Source organism: Pseudooceanicola sp. HF7, assembly GCF_011806405.1.
Classification (GTDB): Bacteria; Pseudomonadota; Alphaproteobacteria; order Rhodobacterales; family Rhodobacteraceae; genus Pseudooceanicola.
The window spans coordinates 256,521-275,135 of record NZ_JAATOW010000003.1; the positions used below are offsets into that span (position 1 = coordinate 256,521).

General features: G+C 66.3%; 16 protein-coding genes and 1 pseudogene. 6 read left to right on the forward strand and 11 right to left on the reverse strand.

Going from position 1 to position 18,615, the window contains the following annotated elements; translation table 11 throughout:
* Positions 1-23 precede the first annotated feature (23 nt).
* Complete coding sequence (gene lysA, locus HCZ97_RS02705) at positions 24-1,289, forward strand: diaminopimelate decarboxylase (RefSeq protein WP_167687124.1); 1,266 nt, start codon at positions 24-26, stop codon at positions 1,287-1,289.
* A 33-nt stretch (positions 1,290-1,322) separates the two neighbouring features.
* Positions 1,323-3,968 (forward strand): annotated as a pseudogene (locus HCZ97_RS02710) (DUF4175 domain-containing protein).
* Between the two features lie 117 nt (positions 3,969-4,085).
* Here the strand turns inward: HCZ97_RS02710 and HCZ97_RS02715 are convergent.
* A complete protein-coding gene (locus tag HCZ97_RS02715) occupies positions 4,086-5,111 on the reverse strand; it encodes a zinc-ribbon domain-containing protein (RefSeq protein ID WP_167687125.1) in 1,026 nt (341 codons plus the stop codon).
* A gap of 224 nt (positions 5,112-5,335) precedes the next feature.
* Here HCZ97_RS02715 and HCZ97_RS02720 point away from each other — a divergent pair, with 224 nt between their 5' ends.
* From HCZ97_RS02720 to HCZ97_RS02735, 4 genes are read left to right on the forward strand one after another with little or no spacing between them, the layout of a single operon-like run.
* Positions 5,336-6,013 carry an ATP-binding cassette domain-containing protein gene (locus HCZ97_RS02720; protein WP_167687126.1) on the forward strand — a complete coding sequence of 226 codons (678 nt, stop codon included), beginning with the start codon at positions 5,336-5,338 and terminating at the stop codon, positions 6,011-6,013.
* A gap of 5 nt (positions 6,014-6,018) precedes the next feature.
* Positions 6,019-6,912 (forward strand): ABC transporter permease, encoded by an 894-nt coding sequence (locus HCZ97_RS02725; RefSeq protein WP_175581627.1) that lies wholly within the window; start codon positions 6,019-6,021, stop codon positions 6,910-6,912.
* A complete protein-coding gene (locus tag HCZ97_RS02730) occupies positions 6,909-7,664 on the forward strand; it encodes a 1-acyl-sn-glycerol-3-phosphate acyltransferase (RefSeq protein ID WP_167687128.1) in 756 nt (251 codons plus the stop codon). Before HCZ97_RS02725 ends, HCZ97_RS02730 begins: the two co-directional genes overlap by 4 nt.
* On the forward strand, positions 7,633-8,238 hold the full coding sequence (locus HCZ97_RS02735; RefSeq protein ID WP_167687129.1) for a pyridoxamine 5'-phosphate oxidase family protein: 606 nt from the start codon (positions 7,633-7,635) through the stop codon (positions 8,236-8,238). Before HCZ97_RS02730 ends, HCZ97_RS02735 begins: the two co-directional genes overlap by 32 nt.
* On the opposite strand, the gene HCZ97_RS02740 is transcribed toward HCZ97_RS02735, so the two are convergent.
* The 10 genes from HCZ97_RS02740 to sucD form a co-directional block, all read right to left on the reverse strand.
* A complete protein-coding gene (locus HCZ97_RS02740; protein ID WP_167687130.1) occupies positions 8,239-9,111 on the reverse strand; it encodes a glycosyltransferase family 2 protein in 873 nt (290 codons plus the stop codon).
* Between the two features lie 192 nt (positions 9,112-9,303).
* Complete coding sequence (gene lpdA / locus HCZ97_RS02745) at positions 9,304-10,698, reverse strand: dihydrolipoyl dehydrogenase (RefSeq protein ID WP_167687131.1); 1,395 nt, start codon at positions 10,696-10,698, stop codon at positions 9,304-9,306.
* A gap of 197 nt (positions 10,699-10,895) precedes the next feature.
* Positions 10,896-11,333 (reverse strand): MAPEG family protein, encoded by a 438-nt coding sequence (locus HCZ97_RS02750; protein ID WP_167687132.1) that lies wholly within the window; start codon positions 11,331-11,333, stop codon positions 10,896-10,898.
* Positions 11,333-11,722, reverse strand: a complete 390-nt coding sequence (locus HCZ97_RS02755; protein WP_167687133.1) for an MAPEG family protein — start codon at positions 11,720-11,722, stop codon at positions 11,333-11,335. Before HCZ97_RS02755 ends, HCZ97_RS02750 begins: the two co-directional genes overlap by 1 nt.
* Positions 11,719-11,952, reverse strand: coding sequence for a hypothetical protein (locus HCZ97_RS02760; RefSeq protein ID WP_167687134.1), 234 nt, complete (start codon positions 11,950-11,952; stop codon positions 11,719-11,721). The genes HCZ97_RS02755 and HCZ97_RS02760 overlap by 4 nt, the downstream gene beginning before the upstream one ends.
* Positions 11,953-11,971: 19 nt before the next feature.
* Positions 11,972-12,331 (reverse strand): nucleotidyltransferase domain-containing protein, encoded by a 360-nt coding sequence (locus tag HCZ97_RS20795; protein WP_368484309.1) that lies wholly within the window; start codon positions 12,329-12,331, stop codon positions 11,972-11,974.
* A gap of 2 nt (positions 12,332-12,333) precedes the next feature.
* Positions 12,334-13,860 carry a 2-oxoglutarate dehydrogenase complex dihydrolipoyllysine-residue succinyltransferase gene (gene odhB / locus HCZ97_RS02770; protein ID WP_167687136.1) on the reverse strand — a complete coding sequence of 509 codons (1,527 nt, stop codon included), beginning with the start codon at positions 13,858-13,860 and terminating at the stop codon, positions 12,334-12,336.
* 6 nt (positions 13,861-13,866) lie between these two features.
* The gene (locus HCZ97_RS02775) at positions 13,867-16,827 is read right to left on the reverse strand and encodes a 2-oxoglutarate dehydrogenase E1 component (protein ID WP_167687137.1); all 2,961 of its coding nucleotides are present in this window, start codon (positions 16,825-16,827) and stop codon (positions 13,867-13,869) included.
* Between the two features lie 166 nt (positions 16,828-16,993).
* On the reverse strand, positions 16,994-17,554 hold the full coding sequence (locus HCZ97_RS02780) for a DUF805 domain-containing protein (RefSeq protein ID WP_167687138.1): 561 nt from the start codon (positions 17,552-17,554) through the stop codon (positions 16,994-16,996).
* A 138-nt stretch (positions 17,555-17,692) separates the two neighbouring features.
* Positions 17,693-18,577 carry a succinate--CoA ligase subunit alpha gene (sucD, locus tag HCZ97_RS02785; protein WP_167687139.1) on the reverse strand — a complete coding sequence of 295 codons (885 nt, stop codon included), beginning with the start codon at positions 18,575-18,577 and terminating at the stop codon, positions 17,693-17,695.
* Between the last annotated feature and the right edge of the window lie 38 nt (positions 18,578-18,615).

Here is an 18,615-nt window from a genome sequence, read left to right on the forward strand (position 1 = left end):
GCGCCCAGTGACCGGAGACCATCGTGGACCATTTCCTTTATCGTGACGGTGCCCTTTATGCCGAAGACGTGCCCGTGGCAGAGATTGCCGCGGCCGTCGGCACGCCTTTCTACGTCTATTCCACCGCCACGCTGACCCGGCATTACCAGCTGTTTGAAGAGGCGCTGTCGGGCGTGGATCACGTGATCTGCTACGCGATGAAGGCGGCCAGCAACCAGGCGATCCTGAAGGTCATGGCCGGCCTTGGCGCGGGGATGGACGTGGTCTCGGGCGGGGAATACGCCCGCGCCATCGCCGCCGGCGTGCCCGGTGACAAGATCGTCTTTTCCGGCGTCGGCAAGACCCGCGAAGAGATGCGCGCGGCCCTGTCGGGCGGGGTGCGCCAGTTCAACCTGGAATCCGAGCCGGAGATGGAGCGCCTGAACGCCGTCGCGCTGGAGATGGGCGTCGTGGCGCCGGTCACCGTGCGGGTGAACCCGGACGTCGACGCCAAGACCCATGCCAAGATCGCCACCGGCAAGTCCGAGAACAAGTTCGGCATCCCGATCACCCGCGCGCGGGAGGTCTATGCCCGTATCGCGCAGATGCCCGGCCTGAAGGCGGTGGGGATCGACGTGCACATCGGCTCTCAGCTGACGGATCTGGAGCCCTACCGGCAGGCCTTTACCCTGGTCGGCGAACTGGTGGATGCCCTGCGCGCGGACGGTCACGAGATCACCCGCCTGGACCTGGGCGGCGGCCTTGGCATTCCTTACGCACGGGACAACCAGGCTCCGCCGCTGCCGCTGGAATACGGCGCCGTGGTGCAGGAGGTGCTTGGCGACAAGGGCTGCGAGATCGAGATCGAGCCGGGCCGCCTGATCGCCGGCAACGCCGGGCTGATGGTCAGCGAAGTGGTCTACGTCAAACAGGGCGAGGGGCGCGATTTCCTGATCCTGGATGGTGCGATGAACGACCTGATCCGCCCGGCCATGTACGAGGCCTGGCACGATATCGTGCCCGTGGTCGAACCCGAAGCGGGGGTGGATCAACAGCCCTATGACATCGTCGGCCCGGTCTGCGAAAGCGGTGATACATTCGCCAAGAACCGCATGATGCCGCCGCTGGTGGAAGGGGACCTGGTCGCCTTCCGCTCTGCCGGGGCTTACGGCGCGGCGATGTCGAGCGAATACAACACCCGCCCGCTGATCCCCGAAGTGCTGGTCAACGGCGATCAATTTGCCGTCATCCGGAAAAGACCCTCCTATGAGGAGATCATTAACCGCGATACGATACCCCAGTGGCTTTAGCGCGCAGAATGCGCCAGGCCCATGGGAAAGAGCATGGCTGAGCAGACGAGATACGACGCCCTCTTGCGCCGCCTCAGGTGGCCTCTTTTCCTGACCCGCACCGGAATGCTTGCCGAACGCATGGCGCGGGCCTTCTGGCCACTCTGGACCCTGTGCATCACCATTCTGGCCCTGCTGATGCTGGGCCTGCAGGATTCGACCTCGATCGAGCTGGTGTGGTCGGTGGCCGCGCTGACGCTGATCGGCGTGCTGGTCTTCCTGGTGATGGGCGCGATGCGCTTTCGCTTTCCACGCCGGGAAGAGGCCGTGGCGCGGCTGGATGCCTCTCTGAAAGGCAATCCTATTCAGGCACTTAGGGATGGGCAGGCCATCGGGCAGGGGGATCAGGGATCCTCTGACCTCTGGGCCGCGCACCAATCCCGCATGGCCACCCGCGCCAGTTCCGCGCGGGCGGTTCCGGCAGATCTGCGGCTGTCGTCGCGCGATCCCTTCGGGCTGCGCTACGTGGCGCTTCTGGGGCTGATGGTGGCGCTGCTCTTCGGCTCTTTCTGGCGCGTGGGATCGGTGGGCAGCATGGCCCCCGGCGGCTCTGCCAATGCCGCGGCCGGGCCCAGCTGGGAAGGCTGGGTCTCGCCCCCCGCCTATACCGGATTGCCCACGATCTACCTGCCCGACATCACGGGCGAACGGCTGACCGCCCCCGAAGGGGCGCTGGTCACGCTGCGCCTTTAGGGGCCCGAAGGGCGGCTGAACGTCACGGAATCGGTCTCTGGCCGGATCGGGGACCTGCCGCCGGGCACCGAAGCTGCACAGGAATTCAGCATCGCCCGCGCTGGCGACATCTCCATCGACGGCCCCGGCGGACGCAGCTGGCAGATCGCCATGATCCCGGATGCCGCCCCCACCGCAAGCGTCGATGCGCCCGGCGAGGCCAGCGTGGATGGCGATATCTCCATCCCGTTTTCGGCCACGGATGACTACGGCGTGGAAAACGGGCGCGCCCTCATCTCCCTTGATCTGGAGGCGCTGGACCGCCGCTATGGCCTGGCGCTGGAGCCTGAGCCGCGCGAGGCCATCGAGGTGCCGCTGCCGATGCCGATTTCAGGCAGCCGCAGCGAGTTTTCGGAGGTGATGATCGAGAACTTCTCTCAGCACCCCTGGGCGAACATGCCGGTGGAAATCTCTCTGAGCGTCACGGATTCCCTGGGCCAGGAGGGGCAGAGCGCACCTTACAAGATGCTTCTGGATGCGCGGCGCTTCTTCGATCCGCTGGCCTCTGCCCTGATCGAGATGCGGCGCGACCTGCTGTGGAACCGCGAAAACGCCGCCCGCGTGGCCGACGTGATGAAGGCCATCACCTGGCAGGGAGAGGATCTTTTCGACGAAGAGACGACCTACCTGCGTCTGCGCCGCCTGATCCGCAAGATCGAGACGATTTCCGATTTCACCACCCTGAGCGATGAGCAGGTGTCAGAGGTGACCCAGGCGCTCTGGGACATGGCGATCGAGATCGAGGAAGGCGACCTGGAAGATGCCAAGGCGCGGATGGAACGCGCCCAGGAACGGCTGTCCGAAGCCATGCGCAACGGGGCCTCGGAGGATGAGATCGCCCGCCTGATGCAGGAGCTGCGCGACGCGACGCAGGATTACATGCGCCAGCTCAGCCAGCAGGCCGCGCGGGAGTCCGAAGCCAACCCGGACATGCCGAACATGAACATGGAAAACGCGATGCAGATGAACCAGAACGATCTGCAGCGCATGATGGACCGCATCCAGGAGCTGATGGAAGAGGGCCGCATGGCCGAGGCCCAGCAAGCCCTGGAGGAGCTCCAGCGCCTGATGGAGAACATGCAGGTGCAGCAGGGGCAGGGCGGCCAGGGTCAGCAAAGCCCCGGTCAGCAGGCCATGGAAGGGCTGGCGGAAACGCTGCGCGACCAGCAGGGCCTGTCGGACGAGGCCTTCCGCGAATTGCAGGAGCAGTTCAACGGCCAGCAGCAAGGCCAGCAGCAGCAGGGCCAGCAAGGTCAGCAGGGGCAACAGGGCCAGCAAGGGCAGCAGTTCGGCCAACAGGGCCAACAGGGACAGCAGCCCGTCCAGCCTGGACAGCAGGGCCAACAGCCCGGCAATCAACAGGGCCAGCAGCAAGGTCAGCAGGGCCAACCCGGCGGCGGTCAAGGGGCCGATGCGGGCACGCTTGCCCAGCGGCAGCAACAGCTGCGCCAAGAGCTGGAGCGCCAGCGTGGCAACCTGCCCGGCGGCAACAGCGCCGAGGGCCGCGCGGCCCGCGAGGCGCTGGAAAACGCGGATCGCGCGATGCGCGGGGCTGAAGAGGCGCTGCGCGACGGCGACCTGGCCGAGGCCATCGACCAGCAGAGCCAGGCCATGGATGCGCTGCGCGAAGGCATGCGCCAGATGGGCGACGCCATGGCCCAGCAAGATAACCAGATGGCCGGCCAGCAGGGCCAGTCCCAAGGTGAGAACGAAGGCCGGCAGAACGATCCGCTGGGGCGCAGCACCGGCACCAATGGCGACCTGGGCAACAGCCGGGAAATGCTGAAGGGCGATGATGTCTATCGCCGGGCAGAGAACCTGCTGGATGAGATCCGCCGCCGCTCCGGTGAAAACGACCGCTCCGAAGAAGAGCGCGATTACCTGAAACGGCTGCTCGACCGTTTCTGAGCTGCCGTCCCTCGGCGCGCGATCGCGGCACCCATCCACGACAGACCAAACGAAAAGGGCCCGGGCGCATTGAGCGACCCGGGCCCTTTCATGTGATGGCGGGACTGGCGGCCGCGCTCAGCTTTCGCGGGCGGTCAGCCAGCTGACGAAACGGCTGCCTTCGCTGGTCACCCTGTCGCGCAGCGTGTCGACGCCGGTCACGAACTGGCCCATGGTCTCTTCGCTGGCGGGGATGGAGATCACGATGCGATCCGCCTGTCCGTAGACGAAGAGGAAGGCCAGCGCGATCACCACCGGCACGGCAAAGCCAAAGCGTTTCGGCGTGCGGCTGGGAGCGGGGCGTTCCTTGAAGGCAACGGGCAGGCTGTCGGCCTCTACAGGCTCTGGCTCCGGGCGGCGGACCAGGGCGTTGCCGGTCATCGGCGCAGGTGCCTTGGCCGAGGCGCCGGTGGCCGTGGTGGCCGGGCGGGGGGCTGCCTTGGCGGGCTCTGCCGTTTCGGGTGTCGCGGGTGCCGGGGTCGCGGCCTCTTGCGGGCGTTTGGGCAGGGCGGCGGCGCGTGCGGCGGCCTCTCGCAGGCGGCGCGCACTTTCCTCCGAAACCGCGGGTTTCACGGGCGGAATGGGCTTTGCAGGCGGCTGGGGCGCGATGGGCTCTGCCGGGGCCTGTTCCACCTCGGGCTCTGCCGGGGTTTGCGGGGCGGGCTCGGGCGCAGGCGCGGGCTCCGCGATCGGCGCGGGGGCCTCCTGCGGCTCCACCGGGGCGCGTTCGTCGGAGCTGGTCGCGGGCGTTGCGCTGGCGGGCGTCTGGGGCTGTACCTGCATCGCGGGCGGCTCGGCCGGGGCGGCGGGCTGTTCTGCCGCCGGGCCACTGAAGGCGCGGCTGGCCTGTTCCTCTGCCCGTGCCTCGGCCTCTCTGGAGGCCTCTTCGCGCAGGATGTCACGCACGGCCGGGTCAAGCTCCCGTTTCGGCGCCGGGACGGAGACCGCCGCCGCTGCCGCTGCAAAGCCCGGCGTCATCATGCCGGGGCCGGTCTGGTACCAGACTTCTTCGCAATTGGAACATTGAACGTCCCGCCCAGCCGAGGGGATCGCATCCCCTGGCACGTCATATTCTGCGCCGCAATTCGGGCAAGTCAGCCGCATTCCGCCCCCATGATTTCCTCCGGAGTGTCCCGCTCCGGTTTTCCGTCCCGCGACCCCTTGCGGGCCATGCGGGAAGCGGGCCTCATCGGATGCATACCCCAAGGCCCAACGCGGGCAAACATAGAGGTCCCGGTTCCGGCGGAAAAGCGCTATTTCGGCTGTCGGGGCCGATTGCAACGCAGCGTGCCCCCGTGCCAAAAGGGCGCCAAATCGCGAGGCTCCGAGTGATCGACCTGGACAAAATTGCCTATTCCTACGGGGGCGGAGACTTGCTGAGCGATGTCTCCCTGTCGCTCGCGCCGGGAAGTTTCCATTTCCTGACAGGACCTTCGGGGGCTGGCAAGACGACCTTCCTCAAGCTCTGCTACGGAGAGCTGATCCCGACAGAGGGGCGCGCCACGCTTTATGGCCGCGACCTGGCGCAGATGAGCCGGGACGACATTGCCATGCTGCGCCGCCGTATCGGCGTGGTGCACCAGGACTGCCGCTTCCTGGATCACCTGAGCCTCGCGGAAAACATCGCCCTGCCGCTGACGGTTTCCGGGCGCAGCCCCCATGCAGAGGCGCAGAACATCGGCGACCTGATGGCCTGGTGCGGGCTGAGCCACCGGGCCGATGCCCGCCCGCCGGAACTTTCGGGCGGGGAACGTCAGCGCGCGGCGCTGGCGCGGGCGCTGATCCTGTCGCCGGACGTGATCCTGGCCGATGAACCTACCGGCAACGTGGACTGGGAGATGTCCCAACGCCTGCTGGCCCTGCTGACGGAGCTGAACCGCATGGGCAAGGCGGTGGTCGTGGCGACCCACGACCTGGCCCTGATCCGCCTGGCCAAGCAGCGCGTGCAGGCCCGTGTCCTGCGCATCACGGACCGGCGGTTGCAACTGGCGGGGGCGGACCTGTGAGCCTGCTGGACCAGTTCAGGGACCTGCTGCGCGGCGATGTGCGCGCAGACCGGGTCGTGCCGCCCTCGGGCATGGCTGCGCGGCTGACGCTGGCTGTGGCCGGGGCCATGGCCTTCCTTGCGGTCTTCGCCCTGGCCCTGTCGCTCGCGACCGGGCGCATCGCCAGCCAGTGGAGCCATGAGCTGACCCGCACCGCCACCGTGCGCATCACCGCCGCGCCCGCAGAGATGCCGGCCCTGACAGAGGCCGCCCTGCGCGTGCTGCGATCCACCGAGGGCGTGGAAAGCGCGCGCGCCCTGACACCTGAGGAACAGAAGGCCCTGCTGGAGCCCTGGTTCGGCTCCGATCTGCCGATCGAGGCGCTGCCGGTGCCCCAGCTGATCGAGCTCAGGGAAACCCGCGCCGGCTACGATGCTGAAGGCCTGCGCCTGCGGCTGGGCGCCGAGGTGCCGGGCGCGGTGCTGGATGATCACGGGCGCTGGCGTCGGCCGGTGGTCCAGGCCTCTCAGCGGATCCGGGCGCTTGGGCTGCTGTCGCTGCTGCTGATCGCCGGGGTGATGGCGGGCATGGTGACCCTGGCCGCCCATGCGGCGCTTTCGGCCAATGCCCAGGTCATCGCGGTGCTGCGGCTGGTGGGCGCGCGGGATGCCTTCATCGCGCGGGCCTTCGTGCGCCGCTTCACCCTGCGCGCGCTCTGGGGGTCCATGACGGGCACTTTCCTTGGGGCGATGGCAATCCTTCTCTTGCCCGGAATGCCGACAGAGGGGACCTTGCTGACGGGGATCGGCTTTCACGGCGCCGCCTGGCTGTGGTGCCTGACGATCCCGCTTGTCGCGGCGATGGCCGCCTTCTTCGCCACCCGCGCGGCCGCGCGGCGCAACCTCAGGGGTCTGGCATGATCGCCTTGCAATACCTGCTTTCGCTGATCTTCGTGATCCAGATGTACCTGGCGATGGCGCTGTTCGGCGTGGTCTTCCTGCCCTGGGCCCTGGTGCAACGGGACGGGGCGACCATTGGCGCGCGGCTTTACTGCCGGTACATCCGCTGGAGCCTGCGCGTGATCTGCGGGCTGAAGACGGAACTGCGCGGCACCCTCCCGCGCGAAGAGGTACTGGTGGCGTCCAAACACCAGAGCTTTCTTGATATCATCATCATGGTAAGCGAGCTTCCCAACCCGAAGTTCATCATGAAGGCCAGTCTGCGCCACGCACCGGTGCTGGGCTGGTACGCCCTGCGCATCGGCTGCGTTCCGGTCGATCGCGGCCGCGGGGCAGAGGCGATCCGCCAGATGATGAAGGACGTGAAATCCGGAGAGGCCCCTCCGGGCCAGCTGATCATCTACCCCCAGGGCACGCGCACCGCGCCCGGGGCCCAGGTGCCCTACAAGGTGGGCGCTGCCGTGATCTATGAAGAGACCGGCCAGACCTGCTACCCGGTGGCGGTCAACGTCGGCCTGTTCTGGCCCCGCAGGGGCCTGTTGCGCCGGCGCGGCACTGCCGTGGTAGAATTCCTTGAACCGATCCCGGCGGGCTTGCCACGCCAGGAGTTCCGCAAGACGCTGGAAACGGTGGTGGAGGCGCGCTCGAACGCGCTGCTGCTCGAGGGAGGCTACGCGCCCGATGAACTACCTGAACTCGATCGAGGCGCTTGAGGCGCTTTACGGCACGCCCGGGGCCGCGGCCCTGCGCAAGGTGGCCACGCAGATCACGCCGGAATACCGGCGCTGGATCATGGCCAGCCGCTTCTGCGTGGTCTCGACGGTGGGGCCCGAAGGGGCGGACGGATCGCCGCGCGGCGATGACGGCCCGGTGGTGATGGAGCTGGACCCCGGCACCCTGGCGCTGCCGGACTGGCGTGGCAACAACCGGCTGGACACGCTGCGCAACATCATCCGCGATCCGCGCGTGGCGCTGATGTTCATGATCCCGGGCTCCAACAATGCGGTGCGCGTGAACGGCGCGGCGCGGTTGACCGATGACGCGGATCTGCGTGCCCGCTTCGAAAAGGACGGCAAGCAGCCCACCACCGTGATCGTCATCAAGATCCACGAGATCTACAGCCAATGCGCCCGCGCCATGATGCGCGCCCGGCTCTGGTCCGGAGAGGACCAAAGCGCCGGCCTGCCCACGGTCGGAGAGATCCTGGCCGCCATGACAGACGGCGCGGAAGGCGGGGCCGACTATGACAACAGTTGGGCCGCCCGCGCCGCCCGCACCATGTGGTGATCAGAGCGCCGTCTGCCGGCTGATCTGCGGGGTGGCCTGCCCACCGGTCTGCCGCGACAGCCGGGCGGCGACGAACTCGTAAAAACCCTGGCCCGTGGCGGCCTGCTGCGCGAAAGCGGCATTGAGCGCAGCCTTGTCGCGGAACACCTGGGCAACGCGGGGGCGCAGCCCTGCCGGGATATCGCCCTTGCCCGCTAGCACTTCACTGACATGCGCCTCGTAGGCGCGGGCCACGCGGGCGGCGAAATGCGCCCCTGCGGTGGTGCTGGTCCGGTTCAGGCGCAGCTCGTAAAAGGCCTCTCCCAGGGGGGCGGCGCCACCGACGCGCGCCAGCAGCTCTGCGGCATGGCGGACATCCTGGCTGAGGTGATCGGTAAAGATGCGGGACTGGCGGCGATCCAGCACCGGGTGGAAGCTGGCGCCGGTATGGCCCAGGTCCTCAAGCCTGAGGGGGCCGTCATGGGCGGGCAGGGTGCAGAGGCAGCGCGCGCCGTCGAAGACCCGCGTGCGGGCGAAGGCCGCGCCATGGCGGCGGGCCAGAGGCACCAGCTCTGCCAGATAGCCGGGCGCCCAGCTGTCGTCGGCATCGAGAAAGGCGATGATCTCGCCGCGCGCATGGGCCAGCGCCCGGTTGCGCGCCGCCCCCGCGCCGCTTTGCACGGGGCCAGCGGGTGTCAGGCGCAGGAAGGGCAGATCAGGTAGCAGCGGCGCGTAATCGCGCCCGTCGTCAGAGGCCACGATGGCCTCGACCCGGTGCTCCGGCAGCCCCGCCTCCTGGATCGAGGCAAGCGCCTGTGGCAGCGTCGCCTCGGCGCGAAAGGCAGGCAGGATGACGGAGACCAGCGGTTGTACCATGTCGAAATCTAGCCTCATGAAAAAGGCCCCGCAACAGAGCGGGGCCCGAGCGTCTGGCGACCGGGGAGGGGGCTTTGCCCCCGAGGGCCTGACGCCCCTCTCCCCCAGAGTACTCGTGGCAAGAAGAATTGGATCACTTATCCCTTTCTTCTTGCCGGAAAACTCCCGCCGGAGGCGGACCCCCGGCGGCCGCGCCGCCGGGAGCGTCGATCACATGTGGATCGGGCCGTCGCCGCAGGCGAGCGCGGCTTCGCGCACGGCTTCGGAGAAGGTCGGGTGCGCGTGGCAGGTGAGCGCCAGGTCCTCGGCGGAGCCGCCGTATTCCATGGTCACGCAGACCTCATGGATCAGGTCGCCGCCGGACGGGCCGATGATCGAGCAGCCCAGGATCCGGTCGGTTTCCTTGTCCGCCAGGATCTTCACGAAACCCTCGGTGGCCAGCACGGCCTTGGCGCGGGCATTGCCCATCCAGGAGAACTTGCCGACCTTGTAGGCGCGGCCTTCTTCCTTCAGCTGCTCCTCGGTCTTGCCGACGGAGGCGACCTCGGGCCAAGTGTAGATCACGCTGGGGATCACGTCGTAGTTCACATGGCCCGCTTTGCCCGCGATGACCTCGGCGCAGGCCATGCCTTCGTCCTCGGCCTTGTGGGCCAGCATCGGGCCCGGGATCGCGTCACCGATGGCGTAGATGCCCTTGACGTTGGTCTGCCAGTGGCCGTCGGTTTTGATCACGCCGCGGTCGGTCATCTCGACGCCGAGCTCCTTCAGGCCGAGGCCATCGGTATAGGCGCGCCGGCCGGTGGCGACCAGGACGACGTCTGCGTCCAGCTGGTGTTCGCTGTCGTCCTTGCGTGCCTTGTAGGTCAGCTTGGCCTTGGTCTTGGAGGTCTCCACGCCCTGCACGGCGGCGCCCATGATGAAGGTCATGCCCTGCTTGGCCAGGATCTTCTGCAGGTTCTTCTGCACTTCGCCGTCCATGCCGGGGGTGATCTTGTCGAGGTATTCGACCACGGTCACTTCGGTCCCCAGGCGGGCGTAGACAGAGCCCATTTCCAGGCCGATCACGCCGGCGCCGACCACGATCATCTTCTTGGGGATCTTGGGCAGGTCAAGCGCGCCGGTGCTGTCGACCACCACGCCCGCGTCATTGTCGATCTCGACGCCGGGCAGGGAGGAGGGCACGGAACCCGTTGCAACCAGGATGTTTTTCGCTTCGTAGGTCGTGTCGCCCACGACCACCTTGCCCGCTTCGGGGATGGAGCCGTAGCCCTTGATCCAGTCGATCTTGTTCTTCTTGAACAGGAACTCGATGCCCTTGGTGTTGCTGTCCACGACGTCCTGCTTGTAGGACTTCATCTGGGTCCAGTCGACGGAGGGCGACTTGCCCTTCAGGCCCATGGTGGCGAAGTTGTGCTCTGCCTCGTGCAGCTGGTGAGAGGCGTGCAGCAGTGCCTTGGAGGGGATGCAGCCCACGTTCAGGCAGGTGCCGCCGAGGGTCTCGCGGCCCTCCACGCAGGCGGTTTTCAGGCCGAGCTGGGCGCAGCGGATGGCGGCCACGTAGCCGCCGGGGCCTGCGCCGATGACGATCACATCGTATTGGGACATTGGGGTCTCCTTGGTCTTTTTTCGGCGTCGGTGGGACGTCTGTATCGTGTCGGTATCACGTCGGTATTGCGTCGGTGCGCTCCGAGCGGTGGGTTAAGCTTTCAGTGAGGGCCCGGGGGCCGCAGGCCCCCACGCCCGACGGGGGTTCGATGCCCCCGTCGGGCGTCCCCCGGGATATCGTTTTTGCCCCGGGCCGTTCACAGCAGCGCCGCCAGGATCATCACCGTGGTGGCCAGAAGGCCGATGAACCACAAGAGCGACCGCCAGGGCACCCAGCCGAAGGCATAGGCGGGCACGTAAAGGATGCGTGCGCCCAGGTAGATCCAGGCGCAGCTGGCCGTCAGCGCCGAGGAGGCGCCGCCAAGGCTGACCACCACCACCGCGAGGGTGAAGAGGATCAGCCCTTCGAAGTGGTTGTTCATGGCCCGGTAGAGCCGGCCGGTGACGGGGCTGACCTGTTCCACGAGCGGCTTGCCCAGCCGGCCGGGATCGCGCGGCGAGAGGGTCTTGGCGGTGCCCACTTCCAGGTTGGCGCGCACCGCCATGAGGGCGATCTGCACGACCTGCAGGAGACCGGCCAGGGCCAGAACCCGAAGCTCGGGCGTGAGGGTCAGGAGGGGGGCGGTCTCATCCATCAGAAAAACGCTGCCACGTAGAGGGCCAGGGTGGCCAGGAAGCCCACCATGAAGATCCAGGAGCGCCAGGGCACCCAGCCATGCAGGTAGGCGGGAATGTAAATCGCCCGGGCCGCCACGTAGAGCAGGGCGCAGGCGGCGGTGAACCAGGAGTTCGCACCGGTGAGCGAGACGATGGCGATGCCGCCGATGAAGAGGGGGAAGTTCTCAACATGGTTGTCCAGCGCCCGGCGCAGGCGCTTGGTATCGCGGCTGAGCTCGGGCAGGTCGTCGCGGGGGCTTTCGTTGCCCTCCTTGCCCACGTCGCGGGTCAGCAGCGCCTGGGACCAGGCGACCAGCACCAGGTGTTCAAGGGCCACCAGGGCCAGGGCGAGAAGTTCGATGGTCATAGCGTCTCCAGGAAATGATGGTCCGTGGGGGCCTGGCCAAGCGCTTCGGCCTTGTCCACCCAGTCCTGTGCCTTGGCGCGGTTGGCAACAGAGAAGAGCGCCCAGTGGGTGCCGCTGCCCTCTTTCCAGAGCTGAAGCTGGCTGAGCCCGGCATTGGCGCGGCCTTCCGTCCCCGTCTCATGGGCGTCGCGGTCGAAGCTGTCGTAGCGCAAGAGCAGTTGAAGGGGCATGGTCCAAGCCTTTCTGGGTTCAACGATGCAGACGCCAGTCATTTTCGCAAGGGGCTGTCCCCCGCTCGAAAATCAATTGCCCGTGCTCCGTAACGGAAGGAAACACGACTGTGTCGGCCTCTGGGCTATACAATTCCAGATGGATCTTTGGCACGGGTCCGACAGCAAGTCGAAGTTCTTCGCGCCATTGTTTCGCTGACGAGATCCATTCGGATAGAACTTCTCCGTCTTTTGGTTCCAGCTTTATCGCAAGGTCTAGATCACTTTCGGGCTTAGCCTTTCCTTTGGAACGTGATCCAAACACCCACGCTTTGGACACGACCGAAGTTCTTTCGCACCACGAGGTGATCGCACTCAGAACTTCGGTCGCGACTTGCAATTTTACAGGTCCATCAGCAGGCGACGGGGATCTTCCAGCGCTTCCTTGACGCGCACGAGGAAGGTCACGGCGCCCTTGCCGTCGACGATGCGGTGATCGTAGGACAGCGCCAGGTACATCATCGGGCGGATTTCCACCTTGCCGTTGATGGCCATCGGACGGTCCTGGATCTTGTGCATGCCCAAGATACCGGACTGCGGGGGGTTCAGGATCGGCGAGGACATCAGCGAGCCGTAGACACCGCCGTTGGAGATGGTGAAGGTGCCGCCCTGCATTTCCGCCATGGACAGCTTGCCGTCACGAGCGCGTGCGCCCTTCTCTGCGATGGCCTTCTCGATCTCGGCAAAGGACATCTGGTCGGCGTCGCGGATCACCGGAACCACCAGGCCCGTGGGCGTGCCGGCGGCGATGCCCATGTGGACGTAGTTCTTGTAGACCACGTCGGTGCCGTCGATCTCTGCGTTGACGTCCGGGACCTCTTTCAGCGCGTGAACACAGGCCTTGGTGAAGAAGGACATGAAGCCAAGCTTCACGCCGTGTTTCTTCAGGAACAGGTCCTTGTATTCGTTGCGCAGGGCCATGACCTCGGTCATGTCGACCTCGTTGTAGGTCGTCAGCATGGCCGCGGTGTTCTGGCTTTCCTTCAGGCGGCGCGCGATGGTCTGGCGCAGGCGGGTCATCTTCACCCGTTCCTCACGCGAGGCATCGTCGGCCGAGACCGGCGCGCGGGGCGCGGCGGCGGCAGGGGCCGGGGCGGATTTCGCCGCCGACAGGGCCTTGGCCACGTCTTCCTTCATGATGCGGCCGTCCTTGCCGGAGCCGGTGACCTCATCCGCCGAAAGGCCGGCTTCGGCCATGGCCTTCTTGGCTGAGGGCGCATCCTCGACGTCCTTGCCGGAGGAGGCCGGCGCGGTCTCCTTGGCGGGGGCGTCATCGGACTTGGCTTCTGCCTTGGAGGCACCGCCTTCGCCGGTGGTCATTTCCGCCAGCTGGCCGCCCGCTTCCACGGTGGAGCCTTCGGCCGCCAGGATCTTGGTCATGGTACCGGCGGCAGGCGCGGGCACTTCGACCGACACCTTGTCGGTTTCCAGCTCGCAGAGCATCTCGTCTGCCGCGAAGCTTTCGCCTTCCTTCTTGAACCAGGTGGCGACGGTCGCCTCGGTCACGGATTCGCCCAGGGTGGGGACCATGATGGGCATGGTTTCCCCGCCGCCGGAGGAGGTTTCCGGTTCAGAGGTGGTTTCCGCAGAGGCGCTGGCCTTGGGTTTCACTTCTTCGGGGCCGGCGTTGCCGGCTTCCGCGATGTTGCCAAGCAGGGCGTCGACACCAACGGTATCGCCTTCCTTGGCCACGATATCGGCCAGCGTGCCGGCGGCCGGCGCGGGGACCTCGACGGTCACCTTGTCGGTTTCCAGCTCGCACAGCATTTCGTCGACGGCCACGGTATCACCGGGTTTCTTGAACCAGGTGGCGACGGTGGCTTCGGTGACGCTTTCGCCCAGGGTGGGGACTCGGATTTCGGTGCTCATGGGTCCTTAGTTTCCTTCGATGGTCAGCGCCTCGTCAACGAGGGCGGCTTGCTGAGCTTTGTGTTGGGAGGCCAGGCCGGTGGCCGGCGAGGCAGAGGCGGCGCGACCCACGTAGCGGGGGCGGGGATGCTTGGCGCCGATGCGGCCCAGCACCCATTCGAGGTTGGGTTCGACGAAGGTCCAGGCGCCCTGGTTCTTCGGCTCTTCCTGGCACCAGATGACTTCGGCGCCCTTGAAGCGCTCCAGCTCCTTGACCAGCGTGATCGCCGGGAAGGGATAGAACTGTTCCAGCCGCATCAGGTAGATGTCGTCGATCCCGCGGGAGTCACGCTCTTCCAGCAGGTCGTAGTAGACCTTGCCCGAGGAGATGACGACGCGCTTGATCTTCTCGTCCGCCACCAGGGTGGTGTCAGAGTTGCCCTGCTGGGCATCGTCCCAGAGAACGCGGTGGAAGCTGGAGCCGGTGGTGAATTCCTCGGCCTTGCTGACGGCCAGCTTGTGGCGCAGCAGGGATTTCGGGGTCATCAGCACCAGCGGCTTGCGGAAGGTCCGGTGCATCTGGCGACGCAGGATGTGGAAGTAGTTCGCCGGGGTCGTGCAGTTGGCGACGATCCAGTTGTCCTGGCCACATTGCTGCAGGAAGCGTTCCAGACGCGCCGAGGAGTGCTCTGGCCCCTGGCCTTCGTAGCCGTGGGGCAGCAGCATCACCAGGCCCGACATGCGCAGCCATTTCGATTCACCCGAGGAGATGAACTGGTCGAACATGATCTGCGCGCCGTTGGCGAAGTCGCCGAACTGGGCTTCCCACATCACCAGCGCGTTGGGTTCGGCCAGCGAGTAGCCGTATTCGAAGCCCAGCACCGCGTATTCCGACAGCATGGAGTCGATGACTTCGTAGCGCGGCTGGCCCGGCTTCACGTGGTTGAGCGGGTAGTAGCGCTCTTCCGTCTCCTGGTTGATGAAGGCCGAGTGCCGCTGGGAGAAGGTCCCGCGGGTGGAATCCTGGCCCGCCAGGCGCACCGGGTAGCCTTCGGCCAGAAGGGAGCCGAAGGCGAGCGCCTCGCCCGTGGCCCAGTCGAAGCCTTCGCCGGTTTCGAACATCTGCTTCTTGGAATCCAGCAGACGGCCCACGGTGCGGTGCAGCGGGAAGCCATCGGGCGCGGTGACCAGCGCCTTGCCGACCTCCTGCATCATCTCTTCGGAGATGGCGGTTTCGCCGCGCTGGTAATCCTCTTTCTCACGCTCGAAGCCGGACCACTTGCCATCCAGCCAGTCGGCCTTGTTGGGCTTGTATTCCTTGCCTGCCTCGAACTCTTCGTTGAGGTGGGACTGGAAGGCGGCCTTCATGTCCTCGATCTCTCCCTCGGGGATGAGACCGTCCTTGACCAGCCGTTCGGTGTACAGAGACAGGGTCGTCTTGTGACCCTTGATCTTCTTGTACATGATCGGGTTGGTGAACATCGGCTCATCGCCTTCGTTATGCCCGAAGCGGCGATAGCAGAAGATGTCGATGACCACGTCCTTGTGGAACTTCTGGCGGAACTCGGTGGCCACCTTGGCCGCATGCACCACGGCTTCCGGGTCATCCCCGTTGACGTGGAAGATCGGCGCCTCGACCATCAGGGCAAGGTCGGTGGGGTAGGGCGAGCTGCGCGAGAAATGCGGCGCGGTGGTGAAGCCGATCTGGTTGTTCACGACGATATGGATCGTGCCGCCGGTGCGGTGACCGACCAGCCCGGACAGGCCGAAGCATTCCGCCACGACGCCCTGGCCAGCAAAGGCCGCATCGCCGTGCAGCAGGATCGGGATCACGCTGGTGCGGTCCGCGTCATTGTTCTGGAACTGCTTGGCGCGCGCCTTGCCCAGCACGACCGGGTTCACCGCCTCAAGGTGAGAGGGGTTCGCGGTCAGCGACAGGTGCACGGTGTTGCCGTCGAATTCACGGTCCGAGGAGGCGCCGAGGTGGTATTTCACATCGCCCGAGCCATCCACGTCCTCGGGCTTGAAGGAGCCGCCCTGGAATTCGTTGAAGATCGCGCGGTAGGGCTTGGCCATCACGTTGGCCAGCACCGAAAGGCGGCCACGGTGGGGCATGCCCACGACGATTTCCTTGGCGCCCAAGTTGCCGCCGCGCTTGATGATCTGTTCCATCGCGGGGATCAGCGCTTCGCCACCGTCCAGGCCGAAGCGCTTGGTGCCCATGTACTTGACGTGCAGGAACTTCTCGAAGCCCTCGGCCTCGACCAGCTTGTTCAGGATGGCGCGGCGCCCTTCACGGGTGAAGGTGATTTCCTTGCCGAAGCCCTCGATCCGCTCCTTGAGCCAGGCGGATTGTTCGGGATCGGAGATATGCATGTATTGCAGCGCGAAGGTGCCGCAGTAGGTGCGCTTCACGATGTCCACGATCTGGCGCATCGAGGCGACCTGGAGGCCCAGGACGTTGTCGATGAAGATCGGGCGATCCATGTCCGCGGCGGTAAAGCCGTAGGTGGCCGGATCGAGTTCCGGATGCGGGGTCTGGTCGCGGCTGTCGAGCGGATCGATATCCGCGATCAGGTGGCCGCGGATCCGGTAGGCGCGGATCAGCATGAGCGCGCGGACGGAATCGAGCACCGCCCGTTTCACCGCCTCGTCAGAGACCTTCACGCCGGCGTCCGCCGCCTTTTCCTTGATCTTCTTGCCCTTGTCGGCGGCCTCTTTCGGGGCCGGCCACATGCCGTCCAGCGCCGCGGTCAGATCGTCCTCTGGTGCGGGCGGCCAGTCAGCGCGCGCCCAGGAAGGGCCGGCGGCCTCTTGCCGGGCATCGCTTTCCGAGGTGCCCAGCTGGCGGAAGAACTCCGCCCAGCCATCGTCCACGGAGGACGGATCCGCGGCCCAGCGGGCCTGGAGCTGTTCGAGGTACTCGGCGTTATGCCCCTGCATGAAGCTGGAGGCATGGAAAATGTCGTTTGGGCTTTGGTCTGTCATGAGAGCACCTCAGGGGTGGTACGGGCGAGTGAAAGTTTGGCGGGTACGGGGCGTCGAGAGGGCCGAGCGGGGCGTTGGGGTCTGCGATGTCGGTCATCGCACAGAAAGTCGGGTGGCGGATGTCTGCGGTCGTGTTTCAGGTCGGAATGGGTCATGTGGGCCGGGATCATGTGGGGACAACCCCCCATGCATTGGGATGCGGCTGGGTGGGCCGGGTCAGCCACCACAGGACCAGCAGCGGCGACAGCAGGAAGACGAAGAGGCCGATCATCAGGCCCAGGCCGCTCAGGCCGGACAGCAGGCCGCCAAAGCCGGTCATCAGCATGCCGGGGTCCTGGGTGAAGATCGCGTCGAAGCCGACCAGCAGGATCACAGCCAGGGGCAGGACCAGCGAGAGCAGCATCGGGAACAGAAGAAGGTAACCGGGGCGACCGCTGTCATGCATGCGCCGCCAGCCGACGGCCAGGGTGGGCAGCAGGATCACAAGGTTGAAGATGCTGGAAAGCGGGCCATCCCCGTAGGAGACCCCGCCGGCAAACCCACCCGCGCCGGAGATCGACCGGGCCTCAAGCCCGCCGCGTCCGAAAAGCATGGAATCTGCAATGCCCAGCACGATCGAGGCCAGGAAGAGGAAAAGCATGAAATACCAGTACTCAGGCCGACGCGCGCGGCCAGAGAAGGTCACGTATTTCCGGAAACAGGTCTTGATCGCGTCACCAAAACTCATGTCTCGCAACTCCTGGGGCCGGGTCTCCGCTGCGAGGGGAGGGGCCATCAATCTGGGTTATGAGGCCTGCGGCAGAGGTGCCGGAAAGGCGCTCGGGCGGGCGACCGGCCGTAGCCGGCCGGTCATGAGAGCGCAGGATCAACCCGCGATGGCTTTCAGCACGGCTTCGCCAAGGCCCGCGGGGCTGTCGGCGACAACGATGCCAGCGGATTTCATCGCTTCGATCTTGTCTTCGGCACCGCCCTTGCCACCGGCGACGATTGCGCCTGCGTGGCCCATGCGGCGGCCCGGAGGGGCCGTGCGCCCGGCGATGAAACCGGCGGTGGGCTTCCAGCGGCCCTTCTTCTTCTCGTCGGCCAGGAACTGCGCGGCTTCTTCTTCCGCGGAGCCACCGATCTCACCAATCATGATGATGGATTCGGTTTCCGGATCCTTAAGGAACATCTCGAGCACTTCCAGGTGCTCGGTGCCCTTGATGGGGTCGCCGCCGATGCCGACTGCGGAGGACTGGCCAAGGCCGGCATCCGTGGTCTGCTTCACCGCTTCGTAGGTCAGCGTGCCCGAACGGGACACGACACCGACGGAGCCGCGCTTGTGGATGTGACCGGGCATGATGCCGATCTTGCAGGCGCCGGGGGTGATGACACCCGGGCAGTTCGGGCCGATCAGGCGCGACTTGGAGTTCTTCAGCGCCGCTTTCACCTTCATCATGTCGAGGACGGGGATGCCCTCGGTGATGCAGACGATCAGCTCGAGCTCGGCGTCGATGGCTTCCAGGATCGAGTCGGCCGCGAAGGGCGGCGGCACGTAGATCACGGAGGCATTGGCGCCGGTGCGGTCGATCGCTTCGGCGACACCGTCAAAGACGGGCAGGCCGAGGTGCTCGGTGCCGCCCTTGCCGGGGGTCACGCCGCCGACCATCTTGGTGCCATAGGCGATGGCCTGTTCAGAGTGGAAGGTACCTTGCGAGCCGGTGAAGCCCTGGCAGATCACCTTGGTGTTTTCATCTACGAGTACGGCCATTGGCGGCGTTCTCCTTGCTGATATCGCGGGCAGGTCCC